The following is a 16,101-nucleotide window of genomic DNA, read 5'->3' as shown; positions in this document are numbered from 1 at the left end:
CGTGGGCCCGCTGAGCAGAATTCGCAGGTAGAGAGGCCTTATTCATCAGGTTAGACGAACCTGAAGTCATCGGCGCTTAGCTGGGACATTGTGACTCCGTTGAGTGCAACTTCGGCGCCACCATCTAGGTGGAGATAAGTGTTGCCGTTCCACTCCGTAGCACCGGCCATGACGGCCGCGAACGTTGTCATAGTCTGCCCTTGAAGCTCAATGACATCCCCGCTGCTACCGCCGGCATGTACTGTGAAGTCGGCTATCGTGTCCTCTCCAGAACCGGACGCAAAGACAAACGTATCGTCTCCGAACCCACCAACGAGCCAGTCGAAGCCAACACCGCCGTCAAGTCGATCAGCATCATCGCCGCCGTATAATTCATCGGCTCCGTGTCCGCCGATTAAGATGTCGCAGCCACCGTAGCCCTCGATGAGGTCGTTGTCGTTTCCGCCATCCAGGTGGTCGACTCCATTGTCGCCCCAGAGCGTATCATGGCCAGCTTCGCCGTAGTAGAAACCACCTTCGCCCCAAGTATTTAGGTGATCGTCGCCGCCGCCGCCGTAGACGGTAATGCAGTCATCGATAACCGTCATGTTATCTGCGAAGTTGGTGCCGATGACGACTTCGATGGAGTACGCGTACTCGTTGTATGCTTCGCCGGTATAGGTGCTCGGGTGTTCGTTCCTGTGGAACGAGATACCTTCGGCGGCATCGGCAAAGCTGACCGTATCGATACCTTCGCCGCCGTAATAGGTGTCAGTTCCGCCGCCTCCCCTGAACACATTGTTTCCGTCGTTGCCCACAAGGATATTTGCCAAGCTATTGCCCGTAGCAGTCAGGTCGGCGGTGCCGAGCAGCGTGAGATTTTCCACGTTGGAACCGAGCACATAACTGATCGTCGACTGAACGGTATCAGCACCTTGACCGGCAAGTTCAGTAACTTGGTCACCTGTCGTGTCCACGACATAGGTGTCGTCCCCGGTCCCACCAATCAGGGTATCGTTGCCAGCATTGCCGTCTAAGGTGTCATTGCCCGCACCGCCCGTCAGGAGGTTGGCGGCGAAGTTACCAACCAGAACATTGTTTAGCGTGTTGCCGGTTCCGTTGATCGCCATACCACCGGTTAGAGTCAGGTTCTCGAGATTGCTACCCAGGGAGTAGGTGATGGAGGATTGAACAGTGTCCGTGCCCTGGCTGGCTGACTCCGTCACCGCGTCACCGGCGGAGTCCACTGTGTAAGTGTCGTCGCCAGCTCCACCGATCAGGGTGTCATTCCCCGCCCCGCCGTCTAGTGTATCGTTACCTGCGCCGCCGTTGAGCACGTTTGCTGCGGTGTTGCCCGTCAGCACGTTGTCAAGACCATTGCCGGTGCCGTTTACCGCGGCAGATCCGGTCAGCGTTAAGTTTTCAACGTTGGAGCCAAGCGTGTACGACGCCGCAGTACGCACCAAATCCGTGCCGCAGCCAGCGGCCTCCACAACAGAGTCTCCGCTATTGTCCACGACGTAGATGTCATTGCCGCCGCCGCCAATCATGGTGTCGGCGCCAGCGCCACCGTTCAGTAGGTTGTCACTGCCATTACCGGTCAAGGTGTTGGCTGCGGCATTGCCCGTACCGTTTATGGCTTTGGAACCAGTTAGCGTCAGGTTTTCGAGATTGGCGCCAAGGGCGTAGGTAACTGCAGACTTGACCAGGTCATTTCCTTCATTGGCCAGTTCATTGACGATGTCCCCAGCGCTATCAACGATGTAGGTGTCGTCGCCGGTTCCGCCTACGAGCGTGTCACTACCTTCCCCACCATCGAGCATGTCATTGCCGGCCCCGCCGGTTAGGACGTTGGCTACGCCGTTACCAGTGAGCACGTTGTTGAGGCTGTTGCCGGTGCCGTTGGTCGCCGATGACCCAGTAAGTGTGAGGTTTTCAACATTCCCGCCGAGAGTGTAAGTTATTGCAGAACGCACCAGATCGGTGCCCTGACTTGCGGCCTCGGTGACCACATCCCCGACGGCATCAACGATGTACGTGTCGTTACCCGTTCCACCCACCAGCGTGTCGTTGCCCAAGCCCCCGTCAAGCATGTCATTGCCAGCCCCACCCGTCAGCACATTGGCCGCAGTGTTGCCTGTCAGCACGTTGTCCAAACCGTTGCCAGTGCCGTTGATGGCAGCCGCACCGGTGAGCACCAGATTCTCAACGTTTGCCGCTAGCGTGTGAGTGAGGCCAGCGCGAACATTGTCTATGCCTTCATTGGCTGCTTCGATGACGGAGTCCGCAGCATCGTCGACGACGTAAGTGTCGTCACCGGTGCCGCCTACCATCCAGTCGACACCTGTCCCGCCGTCCAGGTGATCGTTGCCCCCATAGGCTATGACATCGTCATTTCCGGTGCCCCCGAACAGCCTATCGTTGCCGCTGCCTGCATGAAGTTCGTCATTGCCGATGTCGCCATGCAGCTCGCCGTTAAGGCCAACGAAGGTTAGATAGTCGTCACCCCCACCCCCATGAATCCGGCCATTGTCGACTGTGACGATAAGGTCGTCCGCGAATGCACTTCCACGAAGCCCTTCTATGGAGCTGTAGGTGTCTCCAGCCGCCTCTCCAGCGTTAGAACTCGGCTGGCCAGTGTGTGCGTAAACACCAGCGGTGGCATTCTCGTACGAGGCAAAATCAAGTCCCTCGCCGCCGTTGATTGCGTCTGCGCCCAGGCCACCGATCAGAACGTCATCGCCGCCACCGCCACTAAGTGCATCGTTACCGCTGCCCCCCGAAAGCACGTTCGCGGCAGCATTGCCGGTGATGGTATTGTTTAACGTATTGCCAGTGCCGTTGATCGCGCTGGTGCCAGTGAGCGTGAGATGCTCGAGATTGCTGCCCAACGTGTAACCAATGGCGGTGTGCACGTGGTCCGTACCCTCGCCAGATGCTTCAACAACAATGTCGCCGGCGCTTTCGACATAATAAGTGTCGTTGCCGGTACCGCCCACCATCCGATCAGCGCCATAGCCCCCGATAAGCGTGTCGTTGCCACCGCCGCCTGTGAGAGTGTTCGCACTAGCATTTCCGGAGAGAACATTGTTCAGGCTGTTGCCAGTGCCGTTAATTGCCTGCTGACCGGTGAGCACCAGATTCTCTACGTGAGCCGCGAGCGTCAGTGTGATCGACGAAAGAACAGTGTCCGTGCCCTCACCGGCGTATTCGACGGTTGAGTCAGTGGCCCGCTCAACGACATAGGTATCGTTGCCGGCACCGCCAACCATCCAATCGACGCCGCTGCCACCATCCAAGAAGTCGTCACCGTTATAGCCGATCAGCACATCGTCTTCTGAGCCGCCATAAAGGTCGTCATTGCCATTGCCAGCGTGGAGGCTATCGCTGCCCGCCTCACCGTGCATTTGGACATGGCTGCCGACGAAGGTGAGCACGTCGTCGCCCGAGCCGCCGTACATCCGCCCATCAGCGGTGACCAAGATTAGCTCGTCAGCAAAGGCACTACCCCGCAGCCCCTCGATAGAGTGGTGCGTGTCGCCAGCAGCCTCACCGGCGTTGCTGCTCGGGTTGCCAGTATGGACGTGAACGAAGCTGGCGGCGTTCTCGTAGGACGCGATGTCCAGGCCATCACCTCCGTAGAGAGCATCGGCACCGAGCCCGCCAATCAAGATGTCGTCGGCGGCTCCACCTGATAGGGTGTCTGCTCCGGCAGCGCCGATCAGGACGTCGGAGGTGTTGGTTCCGACTAGCGAGTCATTCCCGGCTGCCCCTGCGGTATGCAGCAGCTCCTGCTCACCATTGGCGGCGATGACGATTGTTGAGCTACCACGTACTGTTCCATCAGAGTTGTAGGTGGTTACAGTTTTCCTGATGCGCCCATCGCTGGAGAGCTCAGAAACCTGCGTCTCGTCAATGGAACCGTTGTTGCCGATGTCTTTGCTAAGCGATGAAGTCTGCCCATCAGCGCTCACCGTTATCGTACCAGCGGCCATGACCGTACCGTCATGGCGCTTTTCAACGATTTGGACGGTCATAGAGCCGTCGAGATGCCTGACCCAGGAGCGACTGTGTTCGAAGAGACCGTCGCCGTCATAGTCGGCAGAAACACTTCCACTGTAGCCGTCTGCATCAAGTACAGCCGTGCTGGCGGCAGCAACAGTGGCGTTGGAAGCTGCACTTTCGGATGACCAGGCGGTGTAGCCTAACTCCTCTCCCTTTGCTTGTGCCGTCGCATTTGACGTGAACGTTGTGGTGACGGATCCATCGATGTTTACCTTGGACAGACTGCTCTTATCAAAGCTGCCGTCACCATTCACATCGGTCTCTGTCTTAACCTGCCCTTCCGCAGACGTCGTAACCCGGACTTTCTCATACAGTGCACCTGCTCTGAAGGTGCTAAGCACCTCTTCGCGAGAGCCGTCCGCCTTAGAAACGATGTCGAAGTTGCTGCTCTCGTCCACATCTCCATCAGCGTCGAAATCGCTTGAGCGGGTCTGATGCAGACCATCCCAACTTGTGCTGACGGTCTCTGTGGATGCTAGAGTTCCGTTTGCCTTGTAGTCACTCACGCTGGTTGTTGACGAGCCGTCCTCATGAACAGTCACAACACGAACCTGATTTAGCGCGCCATCACCGTCGCTATCATGGCTGATCTTGGTGATGCGACCATCTGCACTACGTTCAGTGACGGCGCTGCTGAGCAGTACACCGGCGGAGTTGAAGGTCTTCTCATTGCGAACCGTCGACCCATCAGCCAACGTCTCGACCTCTGCACGGGTCGTTTCTTCGAAACCATCACAGCCGTCGAGGTCCTTTTCAATCGTCTCAATCCGTCCATCAGCACTGACGGTCGTTATTGTCCGAGAAAGTACCACGCCAGCTGCGTTAGTTGTTACCGCGGTGACTGTCAGCTCCCCTGCCGACGATCGCGTCGTCGTCTGCGTCAGCACCTCGTCAAAGGTTCCTGTCCCGCGGGAATCCCGCTGGGTCGTCGTCGTAAGTTCGTCGCTGCTTACAGTAACAACCGTTTTGCTTGAGAGCTTGCCGTTGTCAAACAAGCAGATCGTCTCAGTGGTGGAACCGTCAGGATTGAACGTAGTGTCTGAGGTGCCGGAGCGATCGTCGCGGCCATCGCCGTTCAGGTCCCAAGCATAGTTAGTCGTCCAACCGTCGGCACTCGTAGTGGTTGTGGAGGTTTCAGTGGTTGTCGCTGTGTAGATTGGGTCGGCTGAACTAGCGACACCACCCGATAGGTCAGAGCGCACCACGAGTGTACTGCGGCTACCATCCGCGCGGAGCTCAGTCGTTGCTACAGTTTGTCTCTCAGCTAAACCATCTCCGTTCGCGTCAAGACGCGTCGTCCGAACAAGGCCGTTGGAACTGAGAGTGTCGTATCGTCCTCCGCCGGCGCCGTACTGGCGACCTCCAGCGGACTGCACGGGGCCGTCCATGAATGACGAGGAGGTTGTGCCGTTGTTTGCTTGTGCCTGGACGATCGTCTGATCTGTCACACCATCGCCGTTTAGGTCGATTGTTGTTGTTGCAGAATTCCCATCAGCAGAGGTGATGCGCACATGCTTGTCGTGTAGCGCCCCTGCTGCGTCAAAATTGGAGACGGTCTCCGTGATAGTGCCATCTGCATTCACGGTTTTGGTTTGCGAATTGGTGCGAGTGAAGTCCCCAGTTCCCGCGCCATCGATCTGCGTCGTTACATTCATGCCGTTAGAGCTCGTGGTGATGACACGACGCCCTATCACTGCTCCAGATGCGTCGGTGTCCGTCTCGGTCACGGTGCTCGACCCATCGGCAGAGGCCACAGTTTGCCTGGTTTGGCCACGGTCCGTGGTGCCGTTGCCGTCGAGATCGGTAACGGTCGTCACCAGAAGACCCGAACTGTCAGTGGTCTCAGTAGAGCGGGAGGTTAATGTCCCGCTTTCGTTGAAGGTCTCGGAGACAACAGTCTTTCCTCCAGCAGACTGCGTCGTGCTAGTGATCTTATGGTCAACAATGCCATCGCCCTCGAAATCGTAGGACGTGGTTTTCACCAATCCGTTGCCGCTGGTAGTGGTTACCGTTGAGCTGCGCAGGCTACCATCAGTGTTGTAAACCTCGCCAGTATCGACCACGGAGCCGTCACTGCCCAGCTCAGTTTTGGCGGTGGAGACCGTCTCCGGGTCACATGCGTCGCCCAAGTAGGTTGAGATGGACTTGGCTAGGCCGTCGTCACTTACCTCAGTAACGACCTTCCCTGTTTGGATCGAGCCGTCACCATTGTATGTTGTGGCTGTGGTAGTCTTTGAGCCGTCAGCATTGAGCGTGGTCGCCTTCTCCACCATGGTGTCGAAATTGCCGTCTCCGTCCTCATCTTCTCTGGTGACGGTTGAAAACCCGTTGGCGCTGCTAGTAATGACCAGCTGCCCCGTCTTCTGAGCTGCTGTGGTCGCGTCACCGGCGTAGCTTGTGACCGTGCTGATCGTAGATCCGTCGGTGTTCATCTGCATGTCGGCAACAGTAGAAGCGTCGACAACACCGTTGGCGTCTACGTCCCACGTGGTCTTAGAATGCCCGCCGTTTGCGTCAGCTGTCGAGGTGTGCGCCGAAAGCAGCACTGAGCCATCAGGACTGAAAGTCTCGACGGTTCGGGTCCGCTCGCCGCTAGCAGAGGTTACGGTCTTGATAACCTCGGAAGGCTGCAGGTTTGTGCCGACGTAGCGTGACTCAATTTCAGTCAGCTTGTCGGCACTTGTCGTGGTTATGATTTTGCCGGTTTGCACAGCAGTAGCGCCGGCGAAGATCGTCGATGTCAGTTCGACAGATCCATCGGGGTTTGTTTCGCGGCTGGCAGAGATAGTGCGATATGGTGAGGCTTCACCAGCGAGATACTCTTGCGTGGTTACGGTAAGGCCGTCCGCGCTGGAGTTGGTGACAATTCTCTTGATCTCGCTGTTGTCACCTGTGCGGACAACATCGGTGCGCGTTGCGGTCCCGTCAGAATTGGCGACGACGCTACCGGTAAGAAGGACATCGACTATGCCATCGCCGTTGGTATCACCGACCCCGTTGCTCGTGAGCCCGCCTCCACTTGTTGTCCGAACGGTTTCGGTAAGTAGCACGGTACCGTCAGGAGAATAGGAGAACACCGTCTCGACTGGTTCGCCGTCAATAGTCTCAATGGTCTGGATCTTGTCGACGACGCCGTCACCGTCTGTGTCAATCTCGGTGGATCGCGTCAGGCCGTCCGCGCTCCAGGTGGAGACGCTCTGTTTGGTGAGTGTTCCGTCGGCAGCAGTGGTTGTGACGGTACGAGTCGCCGGCCCTGTTGAATCCACAGTCGTCGCGCTGACGGTGGACACCTCATAGACTCCGTCTCCATCAGAGTCGCGCTTAATGGTCTCGGTGTTTCCATCAGCGCTGAGGCTCGTTTGCATCTGGCTGCGAAGCGAACCATCGCCATTCCGCACCACGCTCGTTGTGACGGAGCTTCCATCTGCCTGGCGCTGAATGACATCATCGATGGTAGTGTCGACGTCACCGTCGCCATCGCGGTCTATGATGACGAGCTTCCCGCTCCCGTCGGCCCTATAGGTTGTGATGGTCTGACCAACCTTGGTAGGTCCAGATGCCCCCGATCCGCTGGAGTTGGTTGCAACTTCAATTCTGTCGCCATTGCCTGCCACACCAGTGGTTGTGATGAGGCTGGCATCGACATCGCCGTCACCGTCTAGGTCGGTCAGTATACCTTGAGACAGTCCATTGGCGCTGGTTGTGGTGATGGACTCAGCTCGAATACTACCGTTTGGATTCACTCCTCTGATGGTGAGCGTCAGACCCCCATCAGCGTGCTGAGTCCGGGTTTCAGAGCTTTCATTGGTTCCGGAGCCATCAGAATCTCGACTGATCGTAACTACTTTGCCGTCGGCACTTGTGTGAGTGGTTTCAGAACGGCGGAGCAAGGTGCCTGAACCGTCGTGATAGGAGTTGGTTCTAGTAGTGGAACCGTCGCTTTCAATCACCTTAGTTTCGGTCATCACGCTGTCGGTGATCCCGTCCCCATCGGTATCTACAGATATGGTCTTAGTCAGCCCATTGCTGCTAAGCACTGTCGTCACAACCTCGCCTACGCCGCCGTTTGCGTTCAGACCGGTAACGACGGTAGTTGTGGACCCATCGGGATTAGACGTGCTCGTCTGCTGAGCAAGAAAGCCCTCAGCGTTGTACGCAAGCACTGCGTCGGCAGCCGTTCCAGTGGTGCCATCGCTGCGCGCGAACGTGGTTGTTCCTTGGATGGCAGAGCCGTCGTTGAACCGCACCTCTTGGTTGTTGGAGATGAGGCCAATAGAGGTGATCCCTAGCTCCCCCAGCGTCTTGAGTGTCGAGGAACCATCAGCATTAGTCACCATGACTTTGAAGAGAGCGAAATCTCTGTCGCCTGCATCAAGCTTGCCGTTGCGATTGGTATCAAACGCATTGCGGAGCGCTTCCATGTCGGACGTGGCCGAAGCATCCCACTGCGCAAAGTCTATTTCATGGGCGAGGTTGATGACGCCATCATTGTTCGCGTCGCGGACCAGAACGCCGTCCCCAGTCCCTGCCCAGGCCGTTCGATGCTGCCTGCCGTCTCCGTCCACATCTACGAACTTGTTGGATCGGCCGATCTCGGTGAGCTCTATGCCATTTCCATTTAGGTCGAGCAGAATAGGCGCGATATTGAGCGTGTCACCCGCGTAGATCTCATCTGGGTCATCGATCCCTGGATTGGCTTCGACTAGAGCATCGACGGTGGTGCCGTTTGCCTGAGCGATCTCAGAAAGGCTGTCGCCGGACTCGATTGTGTAGGTGCCGCCACCAAGATGTGACGAAGATGAGCCCCCTCCAGAACTTCCAGTCTGAGATGGAGAGGACGAGCCACTCCCCCCCGGGACCGCGATCGTGTCGCCGGCATAGATCTCATCTGAATCTGAGATTCCGGGATTCGCCTGCATCAGGGCGCTAACTGTGGTATTGTTGCTCGCGGCAATCTCAGACAGCGTATCGCCTGGCCGAATTGTATACCCGCCCGAGCTGCCCGCAGAGCCCGATCCACCCGAACGGCCATCCGGAATTTCCAGATGCTGATCGACGTAAATCATGTCCCTGTTCTTGATCCCGGGATTCGCCTCTAGGAGCGCACTAACCGTGGTACCTGCGTCAACGGCGATCTGGGACAGCGTGTTTCCGCTCTGAACAAAATAAGAAGCATTGTGAACGCGCAGCCCACCGGCAACGTAGGTATGGAAACCTTCGACTTCGAAGTTGTAGGTCTTCCAACCTTTCTTGTAGACCGGCGCCAGTGCTAATGTGCCAATTGTAGCGGGATAGAAGCCTTCTGCTTGCTCTGCGAGGGAAGCCGTCTCCTCAGAGTAGCTGAGCAGTAGCCCATCAACCGCAACTTCGCGTCCGTTGCCGTCCACAGCGTTGAGGCCGGTTCCAACCATTTTGGCAGCTTCAACGAAACCGCCGGCCGCGCTCAGATACCAATGTCCCGGGGTGACCAGCGTACCATCGTCAAGTTTGTAGAAGCTGTCCGTGATGTTCTGGAACAAGCGCACAACCGTTCGTCCCACCAGAGGCCCCTTGCCCCCATCGGTAGGATCGAAAGCAAGAACGACATCCCCTATACGGACATCCTTAATCGGCTTTGTGCCGCCTCCGGCGACAAGGATTTGTGTTTCGCCATGGAAGCAATGATCTGGGTCGAGCTGAAAGCTGGGACCAACTAGCGACTCTACGAGGCCGAAGGCACCGTCGTTTACCTGACCGGGAAGCGAAAGGATACCTTGTTGAGCTCGCGGTATTGCCACAGCCCCTTGATCGTAAAGTGCAAGGCCCCCCCGCTCACCGAGTTCACTACCTCGCACCGAGCCAGCGACCGATCCCACGGCTGCAGAAATTGGCCCGATCCCGCCTCCTATGAAGCCACCAACCGCTCCGCCCAGCAAGCCACCAGCGAACTCACCCGCGATACCAAACCTATCTCTTGCTGAAGTCTGGGGATCAAGGAATTCGTGCAGGTCCACCAGGTCCAGCACCCTGTCTGGCAAGCCATAGACAGCTCGCACGGCCACCTGAGCTCCAGGCGAGCCCTGGACCAAGTCGGCTAAATAGTCTCCTAGGCCACCAAGCGCGTCAGCCGTAGGATCTACGGCGGGATGATCAAGTTCCGAGTCGTTACCGTTTTCTTCCGCCATTTCTTCCCCCAGCATTGCTCCCCGGTCTCATCAACCGTATCTGTTAAACATCCTCCTCTTCCCAAACTCTGGCAAGGCGCAAAATGTGGAAATGTTGTTTTATTATTTGTGTAGTATTTGTGACTGTTCGAGAGGCACAATCAAGAGAGGACCAGCTTCTAGTTTATTGTGAAAAATTTGAAGAAAAGATAGACGAGATAAACCGGAACCAGTCAAACATCCCAGCAGGAATGAACTTGATCAGCTCTGATGTTGACTGCGAGCAGCAGGTATTTAGCTTTACATGGCACCTGGAACCCGGACGAATGCCCAGCCAGCGCGAAGAGGCGGAATTCCGATCGTCCATAGTGGCTTCGACATGCAAGGAGGGACAAGGCTGGCGGGAAGCGCTTCAAGAAGGTTGGCGTATAGTGGCGAATGTCGAATTGTTTGGACAAGAACCTGTCGTTTCTAGTCTCATAACAGAATGCCCATGAGTTCAGTAGATTTCGAGAACCTGTTTAACGCAGTTTATCTCATATGCATCTACGTGCCTTTTGTTATTTTCTTAGCGGTAAGGTTTGCCTACGTTCGCGAGCAAATGAGTAGGCTTCCATTCTACGCCATGGGTGCGGCTGTTTTTATATCAGCGCTCGTTTTTTACATCCCTTTCTGGGCTCTAAAACTTCTTCTGTTGCAGATACTCTGGTGAGATCGAATGTCGAATTTGCGAGAGAGACCACCGTACCGATCCCAGTTAGGCAGTTTTAAGCGTGAGTAGTTGGTTTCACGACTGCAGAACTCAACGACGTCGAATCTATCCTGCAGCGTAGAGGTGCGACGATCGAGCTGCCCGATGTGACGCTAGCATTTTCGAAGGTCTAGCCACTCAAACCGAACCAACTTACTGAGCAGAACCAGTAGACAAAGTTCGCCTGCCGATATGCCTCGACATAGGAACAGCGACATCACCCCATCGCTCAAGGTGAAATGCCGCTATTAGCTAGTCATCTCCTCATCAGGTGTACCACCGCCGCGGTAGTTCGGGGGCGGTCGTGGAGGAGCAAACCTCGATGTCCCACTAACTGCGCGTTGTGCCGCATCAAGCATCGCCTCCTTCTTGCCCAATGGCTGCTCTCGTGCCGGGGGCGGCTGCTCTACCCAACCGAAGCGGCTCTTGAGTGCAAATATTGTGGCGATCAGCGACTGTCGATCATGACCTTGCGCTATGCGCAGCAGGTTCTGCGCTAGCTGCGCTTCGAGCTTGGCGTGGCCGACTTCCAGCTCCTCGACAAAGTGCTTGCGCAGTGTCTTGGGATCAATGCTCAATACCTTGGCAATACGTTCTTCGGGAATGGCCCAGCCCGCCATCATCTCGACCACACGGCGGTCCTTGTCTGTGGGCTGAAAAGATGGGCGGCCGCGAGAGGTCATGGGGCAGCTTCACCTGAGGCTAAGGAAACGCCGCGCTGCTTCGCGACATCCTCATATGTTGCGCCGCCCTCCTCCAGCATCGCAACTTTTCCGGTGAACCCCTGCCAGCGGAGCACCGCGACATCAACGTACTCGGGTGACAGTTCAACTGCATAGCAGTGCCGCTTCTCGATCTCGGCCGCAATGATGCTGGTGCCTGACCCACTGAATGGCTCGTAAACGCCATCACCTGCCCTGCTGTTGTTGCGGATTGCTCTGGCCATGCACTCCACCGGCTTCTGCGTGGAGTGGCTAGTGTCCTGGTCTTCGTCCTTGCCATCGATCGCCCAGATCGTGGTCTGGTCTCGTGAGCCCTGCCAGTGCCCCTGTGCGCCTTGTCTTACTGCATACCAGCACGGTTCATGCTGCCAGTGATAGTGTCCGCGGCTCAGTACTAGACGAGGCTTTACCCAGATGATTTGGGAGCGGATTCTAAAGCCGAAAGCCAGCAGGCTCTCGGCCACGGTAGTGGCGTAGATGCCGGCGTGCCAGACATAGGCCACTTCTCCGGGGAACAGCGCCCAAGCTTCGCGCCAGTCGGCCCGATGATCGTTCTGGACCTTCCCCAGGCGCTCGGTGGTGGATACCCCTGCCCGGTTGCGCCACTCTGGATCGTAGGCCACTCCATAGGGTGGGTCTGTCACCATCAGGTGCGGCTTGGCGTCTGCCAGCAGTGCAGCAACACAAGCTGGATCGGTACTGTCGCCGCAGATGATGCGGTGCTCACCGAGGATCCACACGTCGCCCAGGCGGCTCACCGGCTGCTTGGGAACGGGCGGGATGAACTCATCGTCACCTTCAGCCACGCTGCGCATCAGCTTGCCCAGCTCTGCCGCGGAGAAGCCCGTGAGCGGCAGGTCGAAGCCCAGTGCTCCAAGATCAGCAAGCTCGGTCCGGAGCAGGTCCTCGTCCCATCCTGCATCAAGGGCCAGCCGATTATCGGCCAGGACGTAGGCGCGGCGCTGCGCTTCAGTCCAGCCAATGGCGACCATGACTGGAACCGCTTCGATGCCAAGCTTCTGTGCGGCAAGGACTCGCCCATGGCCAGCGATGATGCCGCCGCTCTCGTCAACGAGCACAGGATTAGTCCAGCCCCACTCCCGGATCGAGGCCGCTATCTTGTCAACCTGGGCTGCAGAATGTGTCCGAGCGTTACGGGCATACGGAACGAGTTCGGCGACGGTCCGCCGCTCGACGTGGTCAGCTGGCCAGCTTTGTGCGACTGTTGTTTGCATAATGTGTAGAGTCTAACATCGGTGCTAATCCTCTGTAAGCTCGACATTCTTGCTCGGAACTGCGCAGGAGTGCGTAAGGAGATGGTAGCTCAGTTGCAAGGGCCGGACTTGGGCAGTGTCTGGGCGGCAGCTTACGACCCCTTATCAGACATAAGGACGATCTTTAACTATCCCCAAGAGCAGACAGCTAGTGGGCTCATTAGCCTCAGCGCTTGATAAGCGAGATGTCCACGTTTCGCTGGCGTTGTTCAGCGAGAAATTGCGAGCGCGGATTAGCCCTTCGCTCCGCTTTCCTAAGAAAGCCCACCGAGTAGCTCGGCAGGGCTAAGGTGCTTTGGAGTTTGTAGTCGTAACAGGTAGGCGTCTGTTCCTTCCGTCGTGCGTTGATCACAAAGACGAGCAAGGCTCTAGAACACTAAAATGCCAACGAAATACCTCACATCGGGCAGCAACGAACGGGTCAATCTCACGTTGTGCTGGTCTGCCGGGGGGCAGATAGAGGACAACCTCGATGAAGACCCTTACCACCCTTTTCGCAGCTACCGCTCTTATGGCTTCCGTTTCCACCGCAGCCCTGGCTCAGGTCAGCGCCGGCGGTGCGCTTGACGCCGCAGGCAGCGTGTCGGCTGAGGCCGGGAGCACCAGCGTAGATGCAGGTGCATCAACTAACGCCAACGCCAACGCCTCGGGGAATTCGAGCGGGAGCACAGGTGCCAACGCGAGCGGCTCCACCAATGCAAACGGCAGTGTAACGGCCGGCGGATCGAACAACGGCTCGAACGGCAGTTTGAATGCCGCTGCCTCGGGCTCCGCTGCCGCGAACGGTTCGTTGAACTACGGCTCGATCATCTCAGATCTGAACACTTCGACCACTACGGCTGCCGACATAGAGGGCTTAGGCTCGGATGTGCAGATCGATGTTGTCACCCTTTCGGAACTTCGCGGCAATGCGGGTGAGAACGCAAACGCTCTTGACCAGGCAGTGACCGCCCAGGGCTCGGGTATGGCCGATCTCCGTATTGCTATCGAAAGCAACTCTGGGCTGCGCGGTGAGATTGACGCCGCCCTCAATGCTGAAGGTGACTTCACCTTGGAGGACGTCGTGTCGATCTCCACGTCAGCTGAAGGTCATTTGATCCTCGTCGTCGACGACGCAGAATAAGCGACTTACTTCTGCCATGCTTCGGCCCCTCCGAGTGGGGGGCCGTTTGCCTTACAACTACTTGCGTAACGGAACCTTCCCACGCTCAGAAGCTCATCACTACCGCCGATCTTCAACCTTCGGAGTCACCACCGCGAAGCCGCTGGTGGCGATCGCCGCCTCAACCGTTACGGCATCAACGTCGCCAAACATGCCGTCTCCACTATCCACGGTAGCATAGTAATCCCACGCGCCTCTAAACTGCTCTGGAATAACGGACTGAACTGACGCGGGCAGCACGAGCAGCTTGTTGAGGAACTGTCCATCCTCTCGCGTGATGAAGACGTTCACACGCATTAGGGCACCGCAGGCCAGAGCAGCGCAATAATCATTAGCAGGGCGATGCTTCCGAGTATCAGCCCCCACCACTCGTACGTCTTCAGCTTCAGCATTGACCCTCCCAAGCCTTAGCCTATAAAGCCACGGCACCGGGATAAGCGCAACAAGACGCCCCGGGGTGACCGATGGGCTAATTTTGGCTCGCCTACGCCGCTCTAATCGGTGAGCGTGTAGCTGCTCAGTTTGCAGATATTGACTTCATAGACATCGAGTTCTGCACCTTCAGCTGTCTCGAAGCGCAGGTCATAGAGGCACTGATCAGAGCCGTCACCGATAAACACCGTTGCTTCGCTGCCGGCTTCCAGAACGCCAGTCTCACCCAGTAAATCATCACCCCACTCATCCGTGTTGCTTGGCGCGACATAGAGGTACTCCAGAGTGTGCGAACTGTTGTTGAGGAGCGAGAACTCAACATTCTGCGCCGCAGCCGGGAGAGTGGTGAAAAGCAGTAAAGAGGCGGCTGTTGCGCCTTTGATTAGGTTGAACATGCGTAAGCCCTTGTCAGCTAGCCCAATGCGAGCTGAACAGCTTCTTCTAATCAGAGTTATCGGCTCAGAGAACAGCAAAGCCGGTCATTGGTGAATCGAGCTTCGGTGTGAATTATCGAGGGTCATGGGCGCTACATAGGCAAAAGCTCATTGGCGACCAATGCGAAGCAAGCGTCGGGTCATTTGTTCGGACGCCGGTCAGGGCGCTTTGGTGCCGGTCATCCGTCGTAGCGAACACCAGCGTAACGGCCGCTGCGCCATACCAACCGGCAAGGCTGTAACCGATGGTCTGGGAGCAACATATAAAACGCGTCCGGCAATTCTTCGACCTCGTCTATCACCAGTTTCGCCCCCGCAATAGAGACGTCCACCACAGTTGCTTCTAGGCGGCACACGCCGTCGTTCAGGACGGCCAACGCCCGCTGGTGAACTGCAGTGCGGAGGTGTCGGCGGCGGTCGGCCAGGTTCGTAGTCATGCTCGGTTAAGGAGGTGAAGCACGGTTCGTTCCGAGCTGAAGTTTAGCTAAATTTTAAGCAGTCAGGAGGTGGTGGATTGGTAGCCGCCACCGGTTGTAAATGTGGTCAGTGTGTGAGTCAGTTTGCAAGCATCGATGATCCGAGCGATCTCGACTGTCACACTTTTCACCACATCTCACAGGCCGTCGTCGAAAGTTTAGTTCTGACATTGTTTCGAGCAGGGTTCAGAAAGGTATCCTGTGGAAATGGTTTCCCGAGGAGGAAAGTCCTCGCACCGACCAGCTCAGAGCATGGATGTGACCGCATCACCTTGCGGACCAAAGGCCTTGGTCGGCTCCGCTCCGCAATGGTTGGTCTGCGAACGACCTTATCCGGTCATAGTTGACATCGGTTGGTGGGCGGGGAGGCGGCGCCCGGTGCAACACATTTTTTGGAGTCCATCCGAGACTATGGGTCTGGCTGGAGGTGCTCGTGCAAAAATGACGTGGCCTCTCGCAGCGCCTGCTGGCCTTGAGGAGTATCGAGGTTGAACTGATACTCATGGTTCAACCTCTGTCCCCGTGAAAAGAACAGAGCCGAGGTGGGGACTTTGAGCTCACTAAGTCGATCAGCGAGCGTTCGAGCTTGAGGCTCCAGGGGATCAGCGTCTCCACTTGTGATAAAAGTGGGTGGAAAGGCTGAGTCAACGTTGGGGGTGATGG

The 16,101-nt window shown here is 57.0% G+C and carries 7 protein-coding genes; 1 reads left to right on the top strand and 6 read right to left on the bottom strand.

Annotation, left to right across the window (positions count from 1 at the left end):
- Nucleotides 1-50 precede the first annotated feature (50 nt).
- The 3 genes from VIL88_RS10940 to VIL88_RS10930 form a co-directional block, all read right to left on the bottom strand.
- A complete protein-coding gene (locus VIL88_RS10940; RefSeq protein WP_331988697.1) occupies nt 51-10,208 on the bottom strand; it encodes a LysM peptidoglycan-binding domain-containing protein in 10,158 nt (3,385 codons plus the stop codon).
- Between the two features lie 978 nt (nt 10,209-11,186).
- Nucleotides 11,187-11,621: a hypothetical protein gene (locus VIL88_RS10935; protein ID WP_331988695.1), complete on the bottom strand. Its 435-nt coding sequence runs from the start codon at nt 11,619-11,621 to the stop codon at nt 11,187-11,189.
- Nucleotides 11,618-12,895, bottom strand: a complete 1,278-nt coding sequence (locus VIL88_RS10930; protein WP_331988693.1) for a site-specific DNA-methyltransferase — start codon at nt 12,893-12,895, stop codon at nt 11,618-11,620. The genes VIL88_RS10935 and VIL88_RS10930 overlap by 4 nt, the downstream gene beginning before the upstream one ends.
- A gap of 511 nt (nt 12,896-13,406) precedes the next feature.
- On the opposite strand from VIL88_RS10930, the gene VIL88_RS10925 reads away from it, so the two are divergent.
- Nucleotides 13,407-14,057: a hypothetical protein gene (locus tag VIL88_RS10925; protein WP_331988691.1), complete on the top strand. Its 651-nt coding sequence runs from the start codon at nt 13,407-13,409 to the stop codon at nt 14,055-14,057.
- Nucleotides 14,058-14,156: 99 nt separating this feature from the next.
- On the opposite strand, the gene VIL88_RS10920 is transcribed toward VIL88_RS10925, so the two are convergent.
- From VIL88_RS10920 to VIL88_RS18125, 3 genes are all read right to left on the bottom strand, one after another.
- Nucleotides 14,157-14,393 carry a hypothetical protein gene (locus tag VIL88_RS10920; protein ID WP_331988689.1) on the bottom strand — a complete coding sequence of 79 codons (237 nt, stop codon included), beginning with the start codon at nt 14,391-14,393 and terminating at the stop codon, nt 14,157-14,159.
- A 197-nt stretch (nt 14,394-14,590) separates the two neighbouring features.
- A complete protein-coding gene (locus VIL88_RS10915) occupies nt 14,591-14,923 on the bottom strand; it encodes a hypothetical protein (protein ID WP_331988687.1) in 333 nt (110 codons plus the stop codon).
- Between the two features lie 218 nt (nt 14,924-15,141).
- Nucleotides 15,142-15,399, bottom strand: coding sequence for a PilZ domain-containing protein (locus VIL88_RS18125; protein WP_414650130.1), 258 nt, complete (start codon nt 15,397-15,399; stop codon nt 15,142-15,144).
- Between the last annotated feature and the right edge of the window lie 702 nt (nt 15,400-16,101).

It is taken from the genome of Devosia sp. (assembly GCF_036563435.1).
GTDB lineage: Bacteria > Pseudomonadota > Alphaproteobacteria > Rhizobiales > Devosiaceae > Devosia.
This window is presented reverse-complemented; position numbering and strand designations above follow the sequence as displayed.